At 43.0% G+C, this 20,811-nt stretch carries 18 protein-coding genes and 1 tRNA gene; 7 read left to right on the top strand and 12 right to left on the bottom strand.

What is annotated here, in order from left to right; translation table 11 throughout:
- Positions 1 to 95 precede the first annotated feature (95 nt).
- Together PR699_RS10945 and ghrA are read right to left on the bottom strand one after the other, a co-directional pair.
- A complete protein-coding gene (locus PR699_RS10945; RefSeq protein WP_014658284.1) occupies positions 96 to 641 on the bottom strand; it encodes a molecular chaperone in 546 nt (181 codons plus the stop codon).
- Between the two features lie 148 nt (positions 642 to 789).
- The gene (gene ghrA / locus PR699_RS10950) at positions 790 to 1,731 is read right to left on the bottom strand and encodes a glyoxylate/hydroxypyruvate reductase GhrA (protein ID WP_014658283.1); all 942 of its coding nucleotides are present in this window, start codon (positions 1,729 to 1,731) and stop codon (positions 790 to 792) included.
- A gap of 318 nt (positions 1,732 to 2,049) precedes the next feature.
- Here ghrA and PR699_RS10955 point away from each other — a divergent pair.
- Positions 2,050 to 2,137: transfer RNA gene (locus PR699_RS10955), tRNA-Ser, on the top strand.
- 28 nt (positions 2,138 to 2,165) lie between these two features.
- Here PR699_RS10955 and PR699_RS10960 read toward each other — a convergent pair.
- The 5 genes from PR699_RS10960 to PR699_RS10980 form a co-directional block, all read right to left on the bottom strand.
- Positions 2,166 to 3,668 (bottom strand): sodium:alanine symporter family protein, encoded by a 1,503-nt coding sequence (locus PR699_RS10960; RefSeq protein WP_004919417.1) that lies wholly within the window; start codon positions 3,666 to 3,668, stop codon positions 2,166 to 2,168.
- Positions 3,669 to 3,750: 82 nt separating this feature from the next.
- The gene (locus tag PR699_RS10965; RefSeq protein WP_014658282.1) at positions 3,751 to 5,235 is read right to left on the bottom strand and encodes an aldehyde dehydrogenase; all 1,485 of its coding nucleotides are present in this window, start codon (positions 5,233 to 5,235) and stop codon (positions 3,751 to 3,753) included.
- Positions 5,236 to 5,246: 11 nt separating this feature from the next.
- Positions 5,247 to 6,110 carry a 4-hydroxy-tetrahydrodipicolinate synthase gene (gene dapA, locus PR699_RS10970; protein WP_004919411.1) on the bottom strand — a complete coding sequence of 288 codons (864 nt, stop codon included), beginning with the start codon at positions 6,108 to 6,110 and terminating at the stop codon, positions 5,247 to 5,249.
- An 18-nt stretch (positions 6,111 to 6,128) separates the two neighbouring features.
- Entirely contained in the window at positions 6,129 to 7,376 is a 1,248-nt protein-coding gene (locus tag PR699_RS10975) for an FAD-binding oxidoreductase (RefSeq protein WP_060560580.1), read from the bottom strand.
- Between the two features lie 9 nt (positions 7,377 to 7,385).
- The gene (locus PR699_RS10980) at positions 7,386 to 8,336 is read right to left on the bottom strand and encodes a 4-hydroxyproline epimerase (RefSeq protein WP_014658280.1); all 951 of its coding nucleotides are present in this window, start codon (positions 8,334 to 8,336) and stop codon (positions 7,386 to 7,388) included.
- A gap of 151 nt (positions 8,337 to 8,487) precedes the next feature.
- On the opposite strand from PR699_RS10980, the gene PR699_RS10985 reads away from it, so the two are divergent.
- From PR699_RS10985 to dauA, 6 genes are all read left to right on the top strand, one after another.
- Entirely contained in the window at positions 8,488 to 9,303 is an 816-nt protein-coding gene (locus PR699_RS10985) for a helix-turn-helix domain-containing protein (RefSeq protein WP_014658279.1), read from the top strand.
- Positions 9,304 to 9,756: 453 nt separating this feature from the next.
- Entirely contained in the window at positions 9,757 to 10,392 is a 636-nt protein-coding gene (locus PR699_RS10990) for a CDP-alcohol phosphatidyltransferase family protein (RefSeq protein ID WP_014658278.1), read from the top strand.
- On the top strand, positions 10,389 to 12,155 hold the full coding sequence (locus PR699_RS10995) for a bifunctional alpha/beta hydrolase/class I SAM-dependent methyltransferase (protein WP_014658277.1): 1,767 nt from the start codon (positions 10,389 to 10,391) through the stop codon (positions 12,153 to 12,155). Before PR699_RS10990 ends, PR699_RS10995 begins: the two co-directional genes overlap by 4 nt.
- A 186-nt stretch (positions 12,156 to 12,341) precedes the next feature.
- Entirely contained in the window at positions 12,342 to 13,682 is a 1,341-nt protein-coding gene (locus PR699_RS11000; RefSeq protein WP_014658276.1) for a phosphatase PAP2/dual specificity phosphatase family protein, read from the top strand.
- The gene (locus PR699_RS11005; RefSeq protein ID WP_004919398.1) at positions 13,679 to 14,083 is read left to right on the top strand and encodes a hypothetical protein; all 405 of its coding nucleotides are present in this window, start codon (positions 13,679 to 13,681) and stop codon (positions 14,081 to 14,083) included. Before PR699_RS11000 ends, PR699_RS11005 begins: the two co-directional genes overlap by 4 nt.
- Positions 14,084 to 14,323: 240 nt before the next feature.
- On the top strand, positions 14,324 to 16,012 hold the full coding sequence (gene dauA / locus PR699_RS11010) for a C4-dicarboxylic acid transporter DauA (RefSeq protein WP_014658275.1): 1,689 nt from the start codon (positions 14,324 to 14,326) through the stop codon (positions 16,010 to 16,012).
- Positions 16,013 to 16,233: 221 nt separating this feature from the next.
- Here the strand turns inward: dauA and PR699_RS11015 are convergent, their stop codons facing one another.
- From PR699_RS11015 to prfA, 5 genes are read right to left on the bottom strand one after another with little or no spacing between them, the layout of a single operon-like run.
- A complete protein-coding gene (locus PR699_RS11015; RefSeq protein WP_014658274.1) occupies positions 16,234 to 17,136 on the bottom strand; it encodes a TIGR01212 family radical SAM protein in 903 nt (300 codons plus the stop codon).
- A 12-nt stretch (positions 17,137 to 17,148) separates the two neighbouring features.
- Positions 17,149 to 18,003: a 3-deoxy-8-phosphooctulonate synthase gene (gene kdsA, locus PR699_RS11020; RefSeq protein WP_014658273.1), complete on the bottom strand. Its 855-nt coding sequence runs from the start codon at positions 18,001 to 18,003 to the stop codon at positions 17,149 to 17,151.
- Between the two features lie 44 nt (positions 18,004 to 18,047).
- Positions 18,048 to 18,857, bottom strand: a complete 810-nt coding sequence (gene sirB1 / locus PR699_RS11025; RefSeq protein WP_004919394.1) for an invasion regulator SirB1 — start codon at positions 18,855 to 18,857, stop codon at positions 18,048 to 18,050.
- On the bottom strand, positions 18,857 to 19,702 hold the full coding sequence (gene prmC, locus PR699_RS11030) for a peptide chain release factor N(5)-glutamine methyltransferase (protein WP_004919393.1): 846 nt from the start codon (positions 19,700 to 19,702) through the stop codon (positions 18,857 to 18,859). Before prmC ends, sirB1 begins: the two co-directional genes overlap by 1 nt.
- A complete protein-coding gene (gene prfA / locus PR699_RS11035) occupies positions 19,702 to 20,784 on the bottom strand; it encodes a peptide chain release factor 1 (RefSeq protein ID WP_004919392.1) in 1,083 nt (360 codons plus the stop codon). Before prfA ends, prmC begins: the two co-directional genes overlap by 1 nt.
- Between the last annotated feature and the right edge of the window lie 27 nt (positions 20,785 to 20,811).

The following is a 20,811-nucleotide window of genomic DNA, read 5'->3' on the forward strand; positions in this document are numbered from 1 at the left end:
AACCTCTTAAGTGGCTTACCTCGTTTTTCTGATAGCCAATTTACATTGACAAGGTTCGCTTAGAGGCGGATTTTATTACACCAAAAGTGACGCTGTCACTCTGACTCTAATTCATCACGTAATGCAATCACTGCATCACGCGCAATTTGCGCCAGCGTACGATAAAATGCCGTTGTCGCATGAGCTTCCATTTTGCCTAGAAATGCACCATACCAACTCAATATAAAGCTATCAAATAGCTCAATTTGCGCCGCTGTTTCATCTTCTGCCGCTTGATCCTCAAGCCAAGATGCCGCCAATAAGAGCGCACCAAAGGCATCGGTTCTCGCGTTTGTCAGAGCCATCCCCCTCTCAACAAGAAATTCACGGATTTCCGCTTCCGCGATTTCATCATCATAATCATGGGCAAACACCGAAACCGCAGGTGTTTCTCCACCAAATAACGTTTGATAGTCGGCGGTAATCGCTGCCATATCAACCGATTTTGCCATGCGCGCCCAATACTCATCTTGCTCCAATGGCCAAGATGCCTTTAATTTATCTTGGGCTATCATATCCAGTAATGGCTTTACCACACTATCATCGGGGGAGCGCTGAAAGAGTGTTCCCAAAATACGGCAGACGATCGAAAATTCGTTCATGTCAGGTTCCTGTTTTCGCATTATACGGTGGCTTATCACCAGCATACTCTAAGTCATTTGAGGCGCAGCAAGGATAAGAAATGATGGCATGAAGAATATAAAGCAGTGCCATCAACCAAGCTGCAACCTGAAATAAAATAAGTATACCTTAATAACCGCGTTGCATATCAACAATCCCGACAGGTGTTTGCCCATTTTCAATGCGTTGAATATTGCTGCTGATCATGTCCATCGCTTCTTGCGGTAGTGTAATCGCGGCAATATGGGGTGTAATCGCAACGCGCGGGTGTGTCCAAAAAGGATGCATTTGTGGTAAAGGTTCACTGGCAAATACGTCCAAAGAGGCACCTGCAACTTGCCCCGACTCTAATGCTGCCAACAAGTCTTGTTCAATAAGATGCGAGCCACGAGCAAGGTTAATAATAAAGGCATTTTTTTGTAACTGACTAAATAAGCTTTGATTCAAAATTCCGACTGTTTGGGGGGTACTTGGCAATAAATTAATAATCACCCGTGTACCTTGCAGAAACGCCCCTAACTGTTCTTGTCCATAATAGCTCTTTACGTTGTTGAGCTGTTTTGCGCTTCGGCTCCACGTTCTCACATGAAAACCAAATTCCACGAGCCTTTTAGCCACCGCTTGCCCCAATGCACCAGCCCCCATTACCCCGACGACAAACTCATCATGGCGATAGGCTGGCAACGGTTTCCATTGACGTTGCGATTGAAATTGGCGGTATTCATCCATTCGACGAAAGTAATAGAGGACTTTCGCCATCGCATACTCTTCCATTTGTAATGCCATGCCCGTGTCTTCTAAGCGCATTAAAGGCACGCCAGCAGGTAATGTTCCTGGGTTCTCATGCTCTTGCTTCAAAATGGCGTCAACACCCGCCCCCAACGCAAATATACCTTTCAGATCTTTTCGCCCTGCTAGACATTCATAAGGAGGGAGCCAAACCATAGCATAATCGGCACTTTGTTTATCGCCCCTAACCCATTGACGAATATTGGCTTGTGGAAGTCTAGCTTTCATGCCGTCGATCCACTCATTAGCATCAAAAAATGGATGATAAAATAGAATATTCATGACAACTCCTCTTATGTTTACAACAGAGTGTGCCGAAAATGTCTCATTTTCAAGCGAATACAACGGTTGATGAATGTTATGATGAGCATTTTGTTAAGCCGCTAACGAATTTTATAATTAATACTTGAAGTTTAAGTCGATCACAGATTCACCATTCAAGATTAGATAATAACCAAATTGTTTTATATTTAACTAAACAAGCAGTAAAACTGTAAAAAGCGCAAATAGGGAGTTGACGCAAGCCCGGCTTTTCCCTATAGTAGCGCCCCGTTGCAACACAAGTTATATCGTTTGTTAGCAACCTGCATTTAAAAATACGGTGAGGTGTCCGAGAGGCTGAAGGAGCACGCCTGGAAAGTGTGTATACGGCAACGTATCGAGGGTTCGAATCCCTCCCTCACCGCCATTTTTAATCAAATCAATGCCCTCTTATGTTATTCCTGCTCTTCGGTTAATTTTCCAATCTGTTTATGTTGTGGTGATTGTGTTTGCGATTGATATTCGCGACTGATCTCTTCCCATAATTGTGCATTTTCAACGCCCGCGACTTTCGGGTCGAAAACCGGATCGATTCCCAATTTTTCTTGGCGTTCATAGTCACGTAGTGCGCGAAGTGCTGGTTTAGATAAAAAGACTATCGCGATTAAGTTAAGATAACTCATACTACCAAACCCAATATCACCAAGGCTCCACATCATGCTAACGGACTGCACACTCCCCATAAACAGAATAAGCAAAAAGACCATTTTTAGGACCAACTTGAGAATGGGGTATTTGAGTTGGCGGTCTAGATAAACAATGGTTGTCTCTGCGATATAGTAATATGCCATCAAGGTGGTAAATGCGAATAAAAACACGGCAATTGAGACAAAACCAGAGCCCGTTGATTCAAATACTGTTGAGACGGCCATTTGTGTCCACGCGGTTCCTGCTGCCACTCCCGGGACATGTTCAATCAGCGCCGTTGCTCCTCCATCGGGGAAAACATTGTACATATTGGTGACTAGGATCATGAGCCCTGAAGCCGTGCACACCACAAGAGTATCAATATAGATTGAGAACGCTTGAATCAACCCCTGCTTCGCCGGATGACTCACTTCAGCCGCCGCCGAACTAAACGTGGCCTCCCCCGCACCCGCGACATTAGAAAATACAGCGCGTCGAACACCCCACGAAACCGCGGTACCGACGATGCCACCAAAAACGGCATCCATCCCTAAAGCGCTCCGAAAGATTAGGCTAAACATGGCAGGTACTTTGTCATAATGGCTACCTAAAATTATCACCATCATGACAATATAAGCGACCGCCATCAGAGGAACGATTTTATCGGCAGCACTGGCAATACGCTTAACACCACCGAAAATCAACCACGCCATCAATAAGGTAATAATCACACCTGTAACGATAGGCGGAATGTTGAAAGACGTTTGGAAAGAGTCAGCAATGGTATTCGCTTGGATCCCCGGCACTAACACACCGTAAGATAGACAGATCACAGCAGCGACAATAATCGCAAATGGCTTTAGTTTTAACCCTTTTTCGATATAGTAAGGCGAGCCACCTCGGTATTGCCCATCGGAGCGTTGCTTATAGATCTGAGCGAGTGTCGATTCAATAAATGCACTAGCACCACCTAAAAGCCCCATCACTACCATCCAAAATATCGCCCCTGGCCCGCCCGCCGCAATGGCAGTAGCCACACCAGCAATATTACCTACACCTACCCGCCCTGATAGCGCAAGACAAAAAGCTTGGAATGAAGATATGCCCTCTTTTGATGATTTATTTTCTTTGAGCAAACAGACCATTTTAATCAAATAGCGAAACTGAACACCGCGTGTAGCTAATGTAAAATAGAGCCCGACACCGAGCGATAAAATCACTAATGCGTTGCCCCAAATGTATCCAACGAGTGTGTTAACGATGGCTTCCATATGAGTACTCCTTCGTTATTGTCATTATGTATTTGTAGGGATAAAAAAACCTGAACTTAACGCTGTTCAGGTTGTGAATAAATTAATGATTAATCATCCAAATGACTTTTGTTTGAGTATATTGTTCGAAAGCTTCTAATCCGTTATCTTTGCCGCCAAAGCCTGACTGCTTAAAGCCACCAAAAGGCGTCGTGATATTACCTTCACTAAATCCATTCACCGACACTGTGCCTGCATTAATTTGCCGAGCAACTTTCATCACTCGATGAATATTTTGACTATAGAATGAGGCCGCTAACCCATAGTGAGTATTATTAGCGAGGGCAATCGCTTCTTCTTCTGTTGCGAACGTTGACACGGCAAGTAAGGGTCCAAAAACCTCATTTTGGAATAATGACATCTCTGGAGTGACGTTATCGAATATTGTCGGCTCAATGTACCAACCACTGCCCATTTCACTGTGGATTTTTCCACCTGCAATAATGTTTGCGCCCTGTTTCACAGAAAGATCAATAAATGACTTCACTTTCTCAAAGTGAGCTTTTTCAACCATTGGCCCAATGGAGACAGTTTCATCCATAGGATCGCCAACTTTCCACTCGGCTAATGCTGCAACGAGTTTATCTAATAGCTTTTGACGGATACTTTCATGAACAATTAGGCGAGAGCCGCAACTGCAATTTTCACTCATATTCCAGAAAGCGGCTGATAGAATATGAGGCACAGCAGCATCAAGATCGGCATCTTCAAAGACCACTTGTGGGCTTTTCCCACCACACTCCAACACGATCTCTTTTAAGTTACTTTCAGCAGAGTATTTAAGGAATAACCGCCCCACCTCAGTCGAACCGGTAAAAGAGACAATATCGATATCCCTATGTCGACCTATCGCCTCACCCACTTTTTCCCCTAATCCGCAAATTAAGCTCAGAGCACCTTTTGGCACCCCAGCTTCATAAGCCAATTCAACCATTCGGTAAGCACTCAATGAGGTCAGCTCCGCGGGCTTTACAATCACTGAGTTCCCCGCAGCTAACGCTGGAGCAACTTTCCATGCAAACATTTGTGCGGGGAAATTCCACGGTAAAACAGCCCCCACAACACCAATGGGTTCATGAACAATCAACCCCAACGCCTGATGACCTGTCGGCGCAACTTTTCCAAACATTTTGTCCAGTGCTTCGGCATACCAATAAAAAGTTTCAATGGTCGCTGGCATATCTGTATTTAAGCATTCTGTGATTGGCTTACCCGCATCAACACAATCTAATGCAGCAAGCTCTTCCTGATGTAACTCAATCAACTGTGCCCAACGCAGCATGACTTGTTTGCGCTCTTGCGGCGACAAACCTTGCCAACAGCCATCACTAAAGGTTTTTCTTGCCACTGAAACTGCGGCATCGACATCTTGAGCATCACCATCGGCAATAAATCCAATAATGCTGTCATCAATAGGCGTTCTGGTTTCTAATTTTTCATTGCTCCCTTGGTAGTTTTCTATCAAGTTACCCGCCCACAATAAACCTGAACGAGCTCGCTCAAATACTGCTTCTTTGGTCATTTTCATGGCGTTTTTCCTTATTTTATCAAGGCGAGAAATTCACGTTGTTGTTGCGGTGAAATATTGGAAAGTGGCATTCTAACTGGCCCAACATCGACAGTACCCTTGATACAACCCGCTTTGGCTTTTTGGTTATAATCCCCAGATTCCATCGAATAAATTGCAGGATAAATTTCTGACATGATCCGTTTCGCCGTAGACCAATCCCCTTGCTGTGCGGCCTGATAAATTGCCACTTGCTCTGCTGGGAATACATTTCCAGCCCCCGCAATCCAACTTTTCGCGCCCCAAAAAAAGAAATCGACAGGCTGATCATCACAACCACAAATCACCTCAAAATTGTCGAATTGAGTTTGTAATAAACGTAGCGCTCGGCTGAAATCACCACTACTTTCTTTAATCGCAACAATATTTTTCACCTTAGATAGGTGTATGACAGTGTCGTATTCGATTTCGATCCCAATACGCGCAGGGAAGTTATACATGATGATGGGTAATGGTGTTGCTGAAGCAACCTGCTCATAATGCGCAATTACCCCTTGCTGATCCGGTAAACTGTATGGTGGCGGTGCTAACATCAAGCCTTCATAACCTAATGAAACCGCTTGCTCTGCACGCTTAATCGCCCCTTCTGTCGATAGGTCATTAATCCCTGCAATCAAGGTAACTCGCCCTTTGGCGACTTTACTCACGGTAGTCAGCACCACTTCACGCTCTTTCTCGTTTAATGCGTAATACTCCCCTGTCGTGCCACACACAACAAGTCCTGATACACCTTGTTCAATTAAGGTTTCAGTTAATTGTGCTAGCCCACTAACATTTAATGAAAAATCACTGTGAAATGGCGTCACAATTGGAACAATAATGCCGTGAAAATTCATGTGAAATCTCCTTAACTTTTATATAAATCGTTCAATGGAATAAGGTGAACAATCGATCGGTGTCGGCTGTTCTTTGAATAAGCTATGTACAATTTTTGCCGTGATGGCCGCTTGAGTTAGACCTAAGTGTTGATGACCAAAGGCAAAAATATAAGGTCCTTTTTTATCAATCACTGGCAACGAATCTGAGAGAGTCGGTCTAAATCCCATCCATTCAGTTGCTTGCTCGCTATTTAGCGGTGTGTTAAGCATGGGATCAGCTAGAGGAATAAAGTGTCGAGCACGTTGCATATTGGCTGGACGTTTCAATCCCGCATATTCAACCGTACCCGCAAGGCGCAATCCACCTTTCATGGGCGTCATGATAAAGCGCCTATCGATACTTGAAACAGGAACGCTTAACCTACTTGTCTCTTTAGGCAACATAAGGTGATAGCCACGCTCTGTTTCAAGTGGAACACGTATACGGCAAACCATCTTGACCAATGATTTAGAAAATGCGCCTCCTGAAATCACTACTCGCTGCGCCACCAATTGTCCTTGTGAGGTTGTCAGGCGCACTGTATTACCTGAAGTGGTATGAATGCCCGTAACTTCACACTGAGAAAGTAACTCACCCCCCAATCTCAAAAAGTGATTTGTTAATTGAGTATGTAGTGCATTGAGATCTACGACATGCCCCGTATCTGGGTAATAAAGCCCACCTAATTGATTACCAGCCAAAGCAGGCTCTCGTGCCAATAGTTGTGCCTGAGTTAATAGTTGATTTTTCACTCCTATGGAGTTGAGGTACTCACCTTGCTTTTGCAGTTTTTCATAGGAAGCTTCCCTCTCTGCCACCAGCAGTGAACCTTGAATTTTTACAAGATCAGCCAGTTGCCAGTCATCGCTGAACGCTTGCCACGCAGCCAGTGATGCACCATTAATTGTGGATAACGCATGATGAATACGTTGAAAGGGTTTATGTCGCATATTTCCCAACAAACGTAGTAACCAAGGCGTCAATGGCAATAAATAACGCCAATCGAGACGCAGTGCCCCTAGAGGATCAAACAACATCGCAGGAATCGATTTTAAAATTGATGGGTCAGCTACAGGGAAAACTTGCTCCGTCGCGATATGTCCAGCATTCCCCATTGATGCTCCAGCGCCGACCTGCTCTTTTTCGACCAGCAAAACATCTGTTCCATCCGCTTGTAATGTTAGCGCGATACTTAAGCCAATAATGCCGCCACCGATAACAATCACTGAACGTTTCTTATCCATATCAATCTCTCACGACACCGTGATCCCCCAACGAAATGGATCGGTTTCATCGATAAGCAAGGTATTACGCCCACTGATATAGGCCGTACCTCGAATGGTTGGGATAATGCCATTCCCATCAGCCCAGAGATAACTGGCTTCAAATTGGCTACCGATGACACTCGCTTGACGCCAAATTGCCCCTTCGTTTAACTTGCCATCAGCGGCTAAACACGCGAGTTTGGCACTCGTGCCTGTTCCACAAGGTGAACGGTCATAAGCCCCTCCGGGGCATAACACAAAACTTTGGCTATCGGCCTGTGAAGACGCAGCAAAAAGTTCAATGTGGTCAATTTCTTGGTCATCTTTGCCATAAATATGTTGTTCAACTAAGGCCGCTTTTATTTTTAAGCACGTTTCAGTCAACGCCTTAGTATTGCGGTGATGGATCTCTACCGGTGATTGCTCAACCAGAAAGAACCAATTTCCTCCCCAAGCAATATCCCCCGTCACCATTCCCACGTCAGGAACCTTCACCGCGACCGATTTGCGGTAGCGATAAGAGTAAACATTTTGGATACTGACACTGCCGTCTGGGTGCAATGTCGCCTGAACATCACCCACTGGCGTTTCAATGGTATGTTCGCCAACCGTAATTGTTCCTAGGTAAGCTAACGAAGCAATAAGGCCAATCGTGCCATGCCCACACATGCCTAAATATCCTTCGTTATTAAAAAAGATGACGCCCGCAGTGGCTTGTGGATTTTGAGGTTTGCAAAGTAGCGCACCGACTAAAATGTCACTGCCTCGTGGCTCTAATATGGTGGTGGTACGCCATAGGTCATGCTCGTGCCTTAAACGCTGTAAACGAGATGCCATAGAGCCATTACCAAGATCAGGAAAACCATCAATAACTAATCGAGTTGGTTCACCCGCCGTATGTGAATCAATTACCTCAATTTGTGTATAGCGCTTGTGCATATTGCATCCTCTGCTCACTTTAATTGTTAACAGAATGCTTGATTTTTGTTAAAGGATCTTGATATCTTTCGTGCTCACTGATGCGCAATTCGGCACAATATAAAAATATTTCAGAGAACTAATCATATTTGTTGAACTTGTTGGAGGCCGCATGATTAATTTAAATAAGCTGCTATTAATTAGTCAGGAAAATATGCTGTTTCCCGTTGATAATATTGAAATACTTTTAAATCACCTCGGGCTGGTCATGCCATTAATTAACACATTACCGAATGTCACTTTTTTTGTTAAAGATCGTAATGCTAAATATCTTCTTGCTAATGAGAACCTAGCCAAACGCTGTAAAATGGCTACGACTAACGATGTCATTGGGAAGCGAGCCGAAGATATTTTTCATCATGAGTTAGGTCGCAGTTATAGCTCTCAGGATTATCTGGTGATGCAAAAAAAGATCAGCGTCATTAACAAATTAGAATTGCATTTATATAAAGCAGGCATATTAGGTTGGTGCGTCACAACCAAAGTTCCTATCTTCAATACGCATAACCAAGTGATTGGTGTGGCTGGGATTTCGGTAGATTTGCAAGATGTAAAGTCGGTCAGTCAAAAATTAAACAAGCAGTTGGGTCAGGTGGAACAATTTATTAGCGAACACTTTGATATGCCAATAAAAATAACCACTCTTGCAGATATATCGGGCTTGTCTTTATCCCAACTAAATCGCCAATTTAAAGCCATATTCCACATAACTCCCCAACAATATATTCAAAAAAAACGTCTTGAACATGCGATTGAATTACTCGAAGAAGATTATTCGATTACTGAAATATCCATAAAATGTGCTTATGCTGATCACAGTGCATTTTGTCGGAAATTTAAAGAAATGACGACAATGACCCCAAGCCAATTTAAACGGATGAGGTTGAATATTGCCAATAGATATCACGTTGAAGAACAACTTGTTTAAATAATCTCATCCCAATAGAAACTGTTTTATTACAGAAAACATCTTATTTTAAGATGTTTTTTTACTTTCGATATTCAACACTCATGATATCCAGCTCGGCGATACTATTATTTCTGCAATGGATGATTTTTATACGCCACTTGAGCATTCTTTTTACGTCATTGATTCACTTTTTGATTAAAATTTTCTATTACTTTATAAAATCGACTTAATTAATTTATTACAATTACGAAACATAAAAGTAAATGAACAATAAATAAACACTTAATTTTACGATAATGAATTATTCATTTACAATCAATATATTATAGAAAGGTAATATCCACGAACACAGGTTATCATCACAAGAGAGAAATCTAACTTAGGATAGCTCTTATTGCAGCTAAAAAATAATCGCGTATTCATATACGCTATATTTGCACCATTATGGTTGTAATTTGCAAGGATGAATAAATGACAATTTATGATCTGAAACCTAAATTTCAGAACCTGCTACGGCCTATCGTACAAAAGCTTTATGACTCAGGCGTGACAGCAAATCAGGTAACATTGGCTGCAATGCTATTATCTATTTTGATCGGAGCACTGCTATTTATTTTTCCTAACCCACACCTGTTTATTTTATTACCCTTTGTTTTATTTATTCGCATGGCGCTGAACGCCATTGACGGTATGCTCGCACGTGAACATCACCAAAAAAGTCATCTCGGTGCAATATTAAATGAAACGGGGGATGTTATCTCCGATATGGCCTTGTATATCCCTTTTGTTTTGTTGTTCCCTCATGATTTTGGATGGATTTTACTGATCCTTTTCTTGTCATTATTAACAGAGTTTATTGGGGTTATCGCACAAGCTATTGGCGCTTCACGTCGCTATGATGGCCCTATCGGTAAGAGTGACCGTGCATTTATTTTCGGTACTTTTGGGCTATTAGTCGCACTCTTTCCCCAAATCACTTCTTCTAACTGGTTTACTGCTATTTTTATTGTCCTTTCATTGTTGCTGTTTTACACCTGCTACAACCGTATCCGTAAGGCCTTAAGTGAGCTTAATACACAAACGGATCATCATAAGGAACCATTATGAACGCTCAGACAGACTATTTAACTCAACGTCCTGTCATTGAATCTCAGTTTATCACCAGTGACCGTACCCCGCTGTTTTATCGTTACTGGCCAACAGAACAATCAACAGATAAAGCCATTATTCTATTTCACCGCGGCCACGAACACTCAGGACGCGTTGCTCATCTTGTCGATGAGTTAGACTTGCCTGACTACGCCATGTTCGCATGGGATGCCCGAGGCCATGGCAGAAATGATGGCCCTCGTGGTTATAGCCCATCCCTTGGCACCTCTATTCATGATGTGGATGAATTTGTACGTTATGTGTCATCCCAGTACCAAATACCATTAGCAAATATTATCGTCATTGGTCAAAGCGTTGGTGCCGTGTTAGTCTCTGCTTGGGTACATGACTATGCCCCTCCTATTAGAGGGATGGTATTAGCATCCCCAGCTTTTAAAGTTAAGTTGTATGTACCATTTGCGCGCACAGGACTTGCTTTGATGCAAAAAATGCGGGGTCTGTTTTATGTTAACTCATATGTGAAAGCTAAATTCCTAACTCACGACCAAAGCCGCATAGCCTCATTCAACCGTGACCCATTAATTACGCGCCCTATTGCAGTTAATATCCTGCTCGAACTGTACAAAACTGCTGATAGAATAGTGGCTGATGCAGGTGCGATTACCCTCCCAACACAACTGTTTATTTCTGGTAGTGATCATGTGGTACACCATAAACCACAGCATCAATTTTATGAGCGCCTTAATACTCCCATTAAAGAGAAACATATTTTACCTGGCTTCTATCACGATACACTGGGTGAAAAAGAGCGCCATATCCCTATTGCCAAAATCCGTGAATTCATTGGCAAACTATTCTCAGTTCCTCGCTATCAACATGATTACCAATATGAAGATACTTGGAGCGTGAGTGCAGATGCTTATCGCGAGCTAACGCAACCTCTGCCTGCATGGTGCCCTAAAAACCTTGGTTATAAGCTACTTAGCCGTTCTATGAGTACACTAGGCAAGGCTTCAGAAGGTGTCCGCATTGGTTATGACAAAGGTTTTGACTCTGGGTCGACCCTTGACTACATTTACCGTGATAAAGCACAAGGTAAAGGGTTATTTGGCCGAATCATTGATAGGCAATACCTCAATAGCATCGGCTGGCAAGGGATCCGCCAACGTAAAACCAACATCGAAAATATCATTCGACAAGCTATTCGTGAGCTAACTGAACAACACCAGTCAGTGCGTATTGTCGATATAGCCGCCGGACAAGGTCGTTACGTCTTCGACGCTATTAATGACTATGGCAAAGTGGAGTCCGTCTTACTGCGAGACTATAGCCCTGTCAATGTTGAGCAAGGTCGTTCACATATTAAAGAGCGCTATCTTGAAGATAAAGTGCGTTTTGAAGAAGGCAATGCCTTTGATACGAATGACTTAGCTTCCATAACGCCAGCCCCTACACTTGGTATCGTAAGTGGTTTATACGAACTTTTCCCAAGTAATGACCTGATTCGAGCTTCACTGAGTGGTTTATCTCAGGCGATCCCTTCTGGTGGCCTACTTATCTACACCTGCCAACCTTGGCACCCTCAGGTTGAAATGATCGCTCGTGTCTTACCAAGTCACCAAGGTGGACAAGCATGGGTGATGCGTTGCCGGAGCCAAGGTGAAATGGACGCACTTGTCGACGAAGCTGGATTCGAAAAACTTAATCAGTTAATTGATAACTGGGGCATATTCAGTGTTTCTATTGCTCGACGCCGTTAAGCGTATTTGAGCATAAACGAACCTGATATTTTGCTTGATAAGGTGGTGACAACCATCACTACCTTATCCCCTTTAATATTCAATAAAGCTGATATACTAATAGCTTGCAACAACTCACTGAGTGAACGCGATACTCTTTTTAATTCCCATCTCAATATCAATTAAACTAGCTAAACGGATAGACGAATGACAACCACACATAAGCCCTTGCCTTCCTCGCCGCGGCGAAAAATTTGGTTATACGGTTTCTTTTGGTTAGTCTTTTTAGCCCCTTTTTTCTTTCTTACCTATGGACAAGTCAACACTTATACGTCTACGCTAGCCAATGTTCCCTCCTATGTTTATTCATGGGAAACACATATTCCTTTTTTACCTTGGACGATTATCCCTTATTGGAGTATTGACCTGTTTTATGGCCTATCCCTTTTTATTTGCACCTCTTTAAGAGAGCAAACAATCCAAGGGCTACGCTTAATCGCTGCCTCATTAGCCGCCTGTGTTGGCTTTTTATTATTCCCCTTAAAATTTAGCTTCCCTCGGCCTGACACAAGCGGTATCACCGGTTGGATGTTCGATAGCCTTGAATTATTTGACCTCCCTTATAACCAAGCCCCCTCATTACATATTATTTTACTGTGGCTATTGTGGTTACGTTTCCGAGCTCATATGCCGACTAAATGGCATTGGTTGCTACATAGCTGGTCGCTACTGATCCTCATTTCTGTCCTCACGACGTGGCAACACCATTTTATTGATGTTATCAGTGGCTTTGCCGTTGGTGTCCTTATTAGTTATCTATTGCCTATTGAAAGCCAATGGCACTGGCACTACACCGGCAGCCGTCGTAGCTTTAAAATGAGCACGAATTATGGCTTAGGGGCGTTTGCCTGTTTGTTACTCGCAATAACGTTTCAAGGTATCGCATGGCTACTCCTATGGCCTGCTATTGCGTTGTTTATCGTCGCGATTGGCTACTTAGGTCTAGGCGCTTCTGTATTCCAAAAAACTCCGATGGGTAGCATGTCACCTTCGGCGCTCCTCTTGCTACTCCCGTATCGATTAATTGCCATAGGAACTTATCATTACTATGCCAAGGCGTGTCGACAACCTAGCAAAATTAACGATAAACTTATTTTGGGTGGACGCCCGCTTTATCCTTTGCAAGCTCAAGCCGTTTTCGATATGACTTGCGAGTGGCCTCGCAATTCCTATAGCCACGATTTAAATTATCGTAGCCAACCTCAAATCGATTTGTTACCACTAAGTGCAAAGGATATTGAAAGCGCCGTGCACACAATGGATGAGCTTGCAGAAAGCGGCACAATTTATGTTCACTGCAAATTAGGCTATTCGCGCAGTGCGACCGTCGCCGCTGCATGGTTAGTTCATAGTCAACAATCTAAAACGATTGATGATGCGATTGCGCTAATCACTCAAGCCAGACCAAAAGTGATCCTAAATTCAGCAACCCTTGAACAATTACATTATTGGTATCAACACTATTATTTAAAGCGAGCATCATCATGAATCATTTATCTGATAAACAATGTGGCGATGTCATGGTTATTTTTACAACAAGTTGGCGTTATTTTTGTTGTGCATCACTACTCGCTTTTATTTGTCAATTTATCTTATTTATTTACTCATTAATTGATAATCTCACCTTCTTTATTAGCACACTCCTTTTTATTGTGAGCCACTATTTTATTTTCCGGTTATGGTTTGACAGCCATCTTTTTAAAATATTATACCAGCGACAAGAGCCCTATCATTTTGACCTTGCTCTACATTACCTTTTCCCTAAAAAACAACCCGTTGCCACTATGGAGCAGCGCTGGGCTGGCACAAAGAGATTATTCAATTACACACTATTATTGACTATTTTACTCTGGTTGTGGGTTTTAATTTCATTATTAACGGGAAATTAATAATGAAATTTAATTTATTATACACACTATCTTAAATATAACTTGCGCTATAACAAAAACTTCAATAATTCATTTTTAGATATATTCATACAGAATATTCGCAGGTTTTTTTACTTTTGTACCCGTAAACGTTATGATAATTGCGAGTTCATTGACACATAGCAGATTTTTTTGTGTAAGTTCCGCGTATCCTTTGGTTCTGTTTTCCGTTATTTAACCCTGTTATTTTGGTGGGGTACAATGAGTACAAAAAAAATTAATAGCTTGCGCCTATTTAGCGCATTAATAGATTCGTGTTGGAAAGAGAAATATACATTTGCTCGCTTTATTAAAGATTTAATTGCCGGGGTTACCGTTGGGATTATCGCCATTCCATTAGCAATGGCACTGGCAATAGCAAGTGGAGTTCCACCACAATATGGCCTTTATACTGCTGCTATCGCGGGTATTGTTATCGCAATCACTGGCGGCTCACGTTACAGTGTTTCAGGGCCAACGGCCGCTTTCGTCGTCATTCTCTATCCCGTCTCACAGCAATTCGGGTTAAGTGGGCTACTCGTTGCAACCTTAATGTCTGGTATTATTTTGCTTGCAATGGGGTTCGCTCGTTTTGGTAAGTTTATTGAATACATTCCTGTCTCTGTCACGCTAGGCTTTACTTCTGGTATCGCAATTACCATTGCGACCATGCAAATTAAAGATTTTTTTGGCTTACAAATGGCATATGTTCCTGAAAACTATGTCGATAAAGTTATCGCCTTAGTCAACGCTTTGCCGACACTCCAATTCAGCGATACTTTGATTGGTTTAGTGACACTCTTCGTTTTAATTTTATGGCCTAAGCTAGGACTAAAGTTACCGGGTCACTTACCTGCTCTCGTAGCAGGTACACTGGTTATGTGGGTGCTTTCTCTGTTTGATAAAAACGTTGCTACCATCGGCTCACAATTTAGCTATTTATTGCCCGATGGCTCAGAAGGTAACGGTATCCCCCCTATCTTGCCTCAGTTTATTTTGCCATGGCAGCTTCCCGGCAGCCCCCCTATTAGCTGGTCGATGATCACCGCATTGATGCCCGCGGCTTTCTCGATGGCTGTCCTTGGCGCGATTGAGTCGCTGCTATGTGCGGTTGTTCTTGACAATATGACAGGCAAGAAACACCACTCTAACAGTGAACTTATCGGGCAAGGCTTTGGTAATATCGCAGCGCCATTCTTTGGTGGTATTACAGCTACCGCCGCCATTGCACGTTCGGCAGCTAACGTTCGTGCAGGTGCAACCTCGCCGATTTCCTCAGTGATCCACTCATTGTTAGTCTTGCTGACGTTATTGGTCCTCGCCCCAATGCTTTCCTATCTGCCCTTAGCGGCGATGTCATCATTGCTGTTGATGGTTGCATGGAATATGAGCGCCGCACGTAAAGTGATAGACCTGATCCGCCGCGCGCCTAAAGATGACATCATTGTTTTGCTTTTGTGTATGTCTCTTACTGTGCTTTTCGATATGGTCATTGCCATCACTGTAGGGATTGTTCTCGCCTCACTGCTGTTTATGCGCCGTATTGCTAATATGACTCGGATCAGTGAATTAACAGAAACCGATGAAGCCAAAAGCCGTTTAGTGGTTCGTATCAACGGCCCACTGTTTTTTGCCGCGGCAGAGCGTATCTTTGATGAATTAAGGGTCAAAAGTGAAGGTTATAAAACCATCATCATGCAGTGGGATGCGGTGCCTGTACTTGATGCTGGCGGGTTAGAAGCATTCCAGAAATTTATCGACATAGTCAAAAAAGACACGCATATCGTTATTTGTGACATTCCATTCCAGCCGCTTAAAACCTTGGCGCGCGCTGGTGTAACGCCTATTGAGGGAGTGTTAAGTTTCCATAATTCGATTGATAAAGCTCTCGAGGAACTTGATTCCAAATAACCATAAATGAGCCACAACCAAAAAGCGCGGGAGTGGCTAATTTATAATGCTAATCTAGGAACAAACGCTAAATAATCTCTGACGGGGTATGCTGAGTTACGTTGTTTGTGACTGCTACCCTGTCACATGCCTAACCATCTCTCCTCTACCACCAACAGATCTCTATTTTCAATGGTTAGTATTAACAAAATAAGAAACCATACTCGGCTTATTAATGACCATTAAAGTGCGGAGCCTTGTCCACCATGCGTGAGTAGATATTGGTATAGACTATTCATGCCTAACCAGCGGTTTTCACACCACTCTGGGGCTAATAATGTTGGTCGGCGCGCACTGGCACAAATACGGTGATAAACCACATCGGTAGGTGTATAGCGGATCAGTTCTCCAGCCACTTGGGTATAGTCAGTTAAGGTCATCGGCGCTAATCGCCCTGCTCGCCAACTTTTCGCCATAATACTCCCCTCAACAATATGCAAAGGGTGTAATTTGATCCCATCCGTACCACACTCCAGCACTTTTTCTAATGTCTGCATATTCATTAAAGTGCTTTCACCCGGTAAGCCACAAATAAGATGCGTGCAAACCTTAAGTCCGAGTTGCCTTGCTTTCGTTACGGTTTTTTGATATTCGGCGAAACCATGCCCTCGGTTAATGCGATGAAGTGTTTTATCATGTGCGCTTTGTAAGCCCAATTCCAACCATATTTCATACCCATGCTCTCGATAGCCACTTAATAAAGAGAGCACTTCTTGTGGCACACAATCCGGACGCGTGCCAACACATAATCCAATAATATTCGCCTGCTTAAGAGCTTCCTCATACAACTGCTGTAGTAAACACACTTCAGCATAAGTGCTGGTATAGGCTTGGAAATAAGCTAGATAGCGACTGGCTCGCGTGATTTTGGCTTTTTGATGACGAATTTGCTCACTAATCGATTGAGTCGATTGCGTTTCATCAGAGAAAGAGGAGACATTACAAAAGGTGCAACCACCTCGCCCAAGAGTACCATCGCGGTTCGGGCAGCTAAAACCACCATGTAATGTTATTTTGTGAATTTTCTCGCCATAACGGCGCTGAAGATCAGCGCCGAACATGGAGACAACTTGGTTCAGTTGCATTGCAAACCGAGATTAACGACTCGTATCTAACTCAGGGAAGCTTTTTACTAACTCATCAATCGCTTTGATTTGCTGTAAGAAAGGCTCTAATTTAGCAAGTGGTAGTGCTGACGGGCCATCACAACGAGCACTGTCAGGATCTGGATGCGCTTCAAGGAATAGCCCTGCTAACCCAACGGCCATGCCTGCTCTGGCCAATTCAGCCACTTGAGCACGACGACCACCAGAAGCAGCGCCAAATGGGTCACGACATTGCAGAGAATGGGTAACATCAAAAATAACTGGACAACCATTTGAAGCTTGCATCATGACATTAAAACCAAGCATATCAACAACTAGGTTATCATAACCAAAATTAGCGCCACGATCACATAAGATGACTTTATCATTACCACCTTCAATGAACTTTTCTACGATATTGCCAATTTGGCCTGGGCTAATAAACTGTGGTTTTTTAATATTGATCACGGCATCAGTTTTCGCCATTGCTGCAACCAGATCAGTCTGACGAGCTAAAAATGCAGGTAATTGGATAACATCCACCACTTCAGCAACAGGTTGAGCTTGAGATGGCTCATGCACATCAGTAATGATTTTCACGCCAAAGGTTTCTTTCAACTCTTGAAAGATTTTCATCCCTTCATCAAGGCCTGGGCCACGATATGAATGAATTGATGAACGGTTAGCTTTATCAAAAGACGCTTTAAATACGTAAGGAATGCCTAGCTTTTGCGTCACTGTGACATAGTGCTCACACACCTGCATTGCCATATCACGGGATTCAAGGACATTCATTCCACCAAAAAGAACAAAAGGGAGATTGTTTGCGACTTTGATATCACCAATGCTGACCATTTTCTGTTGCATGCTCTTACCTTTCATATCGAGACAGTTTGCTGTCTGTGCATAAATTAATGTAACACTACTGGATGATTATCTAATGAATATATCTGAATTTTAATCATTTCAGAAATAGGATCTTCTGGGCAGTGTTCAATAAAATAGTTTAAATCATTCAACGCCACATGGTTACAATCTAAATGTGCAAGAATTAATCCACGGTCGCGAATTTCATAAGGGTCTTCAGGATCTAACGTTAATAGCGTCTCACAGACCTTTAACGCTAACTCCATTTTTTTCTCTTCCATTAAAGAGGCTTTCAGCGTGTCAAATAACTTACGAATGATCACACTGTTTTCCGCAACATCAAGTTGATCCTCACCCAACTCAGAGTAGGGATCCACGGTTCCTTTAAGCCACAAATTGAGCGTATGCCATGTCAAGGTTTCCCCATTGACTGGGTTAATAAACCATTGTGAACCATCCTCTTTCTGAGCCAGTAATAACAGCTGAGTTGGAAACACGGCGGGTTCGATATCAATCTCTAATTTCTCAGCAATATAAAGGAAAATGGAACCTAAAGAGACCGGTGTTCCACGCTTCGTTGCTAAGACTTTATCTAGCCAAAGCATGTCGGATAATGCATAGATGCCGTCAGCACCACCAAATTGCCATTGATGATAAAAAAGCGTTATTAGTTGATTAATTTTACTTTCATTATCCGCTTGTAAATCAATAACCGCTTTGGCTGCCTCAACCAAGCTATCCAATCGAGCCTGTACTTGCATAAGAGGAAAATCGATACGAATACTTTGGGAAACTATCATAATACCTTCACTCAAAGGTATTTTGTTAAATTCAATATTTGCTATGGTTTTCATCACATTTCCACTGATTTATTCCACTGCCCAAGCGAAATTCTATCTCGGCCACCATAATCTAGACAGGTTTCAATATTGCTATATCCATACTGTTTGAATAACTCACGAACTGCGGCACCTTGTTGCCATCCATGCTCAACAAGTAACCAACCTTGTGGGTTAAGGTATGATCTCGATGTAGACACAATATGGTCTAAATCTGACAGTCCGTGATTATCTGCCACTAAAGCGGTTAAAGGTTCGAATCTAACATCGCCTTGCTGCAAATGGTCATCATTTCCATCAATATAAGGTGGATTACTCACAATCATATCAAAATGTTGGCAAGACAGTGAGGTAAACCAATCACTTTGTAGAAACTGTACATTATTAAGCGCCAGACGTTGCTGATTACGCTGTGCTAAAGAAACAGCATCCAGATTAAAATCAATACCGATAATCACGCTGTCTGGACGTTCAGAGGCGATCGCCAAAGCAATAGCGCCTGTCCCTGTGCCAAGATCAAGTATTTGGCAGCGCTGAGCCGGAAGCCGTGCTAGGGCCTGTTCAACTAGACATTCAGTATCAGGACGGGGAATCAAAGTGGCTGGCGAGACAAATAAAGGCAATGACCAAAATTCACGCTCACCAATAATATAGGCGATGGGTTCACCTTGCTCACGACGACATAATAGTGATTCAAGTGCTTCATACTCAGGCTGTGTTAACTCTGTTTCTGCAAATGCAAAAATAAAGGTACGACTCCGCCCTGTAATGTGTTGAAGCAGGATTTCCGCATCTCGTTTAGCACTATCACTCATCGGCAGCCTTGCGACTGCTTGGTCAACCCACTCGCCGTATTGCATTAATCTTGCTCAGACAATGCAGACAGTTGATCTGCTTGATATTCGTTGATAATCGGCTGAATTAACGCATCCAGCTTCCCTTCCATCACTTCATCTAAACGATACAACGTCAAATTGATACGGTGATCGGTCACCCTACCTTGAGGGAAGTTATAGGTACGAATACGGTCAGAACGGTCACCAGAACCTAATAAGTTACGTCGTTCCGAGGCTTCAGCGGCTTGACGCTTATCCATTTCTGCTTGACGGATACGAGCACCTAATACAGACATCGCTTTTGCTTTGTTCTTATGCTGTGAACGTTCATCCTGACATTCAACCACAATACCCGTTGGAATATGGGTAATACGGATTGCGGAGTCAGTTGTGTTAACGTGCTGTCCACCCGCTCCCGAAGAGCGGAATGTATCAATACGTAAATCTGCTGGGTTGATTTCAGGTAATTCCGCTTCCGGTAATTCAGGAAGGATAGCGACGGTACAAGCTGATGTATGAATACGTCCTTGTGATTCCGTTTCTGGCACACGTTGTACACGATGACCACCAGATTCGAATTTCAAGCGACCATAAACGCTTTCACCGGAAATTTTTGCAATCACTTCTTTGAAGCCACCATGCTCACCATCACTAGTGCTCATTAACTCAACACGCCAACGGTTAGCCTCGGCATAACGGCTATACATACGGAATAGATCACCCGCAAAAATAGCCGCTTCGTCTCCACCAGCCCCTGCACGAATTTCAAGGAAACAGTTGTATTCATCATCAGGATCTTTTGGCAGCAACAACAGTTGTAATTGCTGTTCAAGCTCTTCATTGCGCGCTTTCGCTTCTTTTAGCTCTTCTTGAGCCATCTCTTTCATTTCAGGATCATCTAACATCATCTCTGCTGTTTCGATATCTTCCTGAACAGTCCGCCATGCCGTAAAGCATTTGGCGACATCTGTCAGTTGAGCATACTCTTTTGATAAGGCACGAAAGCGTCCCTGATCAGCAATCACACCTGCATCGGCGAGGTGTGCTTGAATTTCTTCATAGCGTTCCTGTAATGCTTCCAGTTTTGCGACAATAGAAGGCTTCATTCGTTATATCAGACCCATGATTAAAAT

This window comes from Providencia sp. PROV268, assembly GCF_028477805.1.
Lineage (GTDB): Bacteria > Pseudomonadota > Gammaproteobacteria > Enterobacterales > Enterobacteriaceae > Providencia > Providencia stuartii.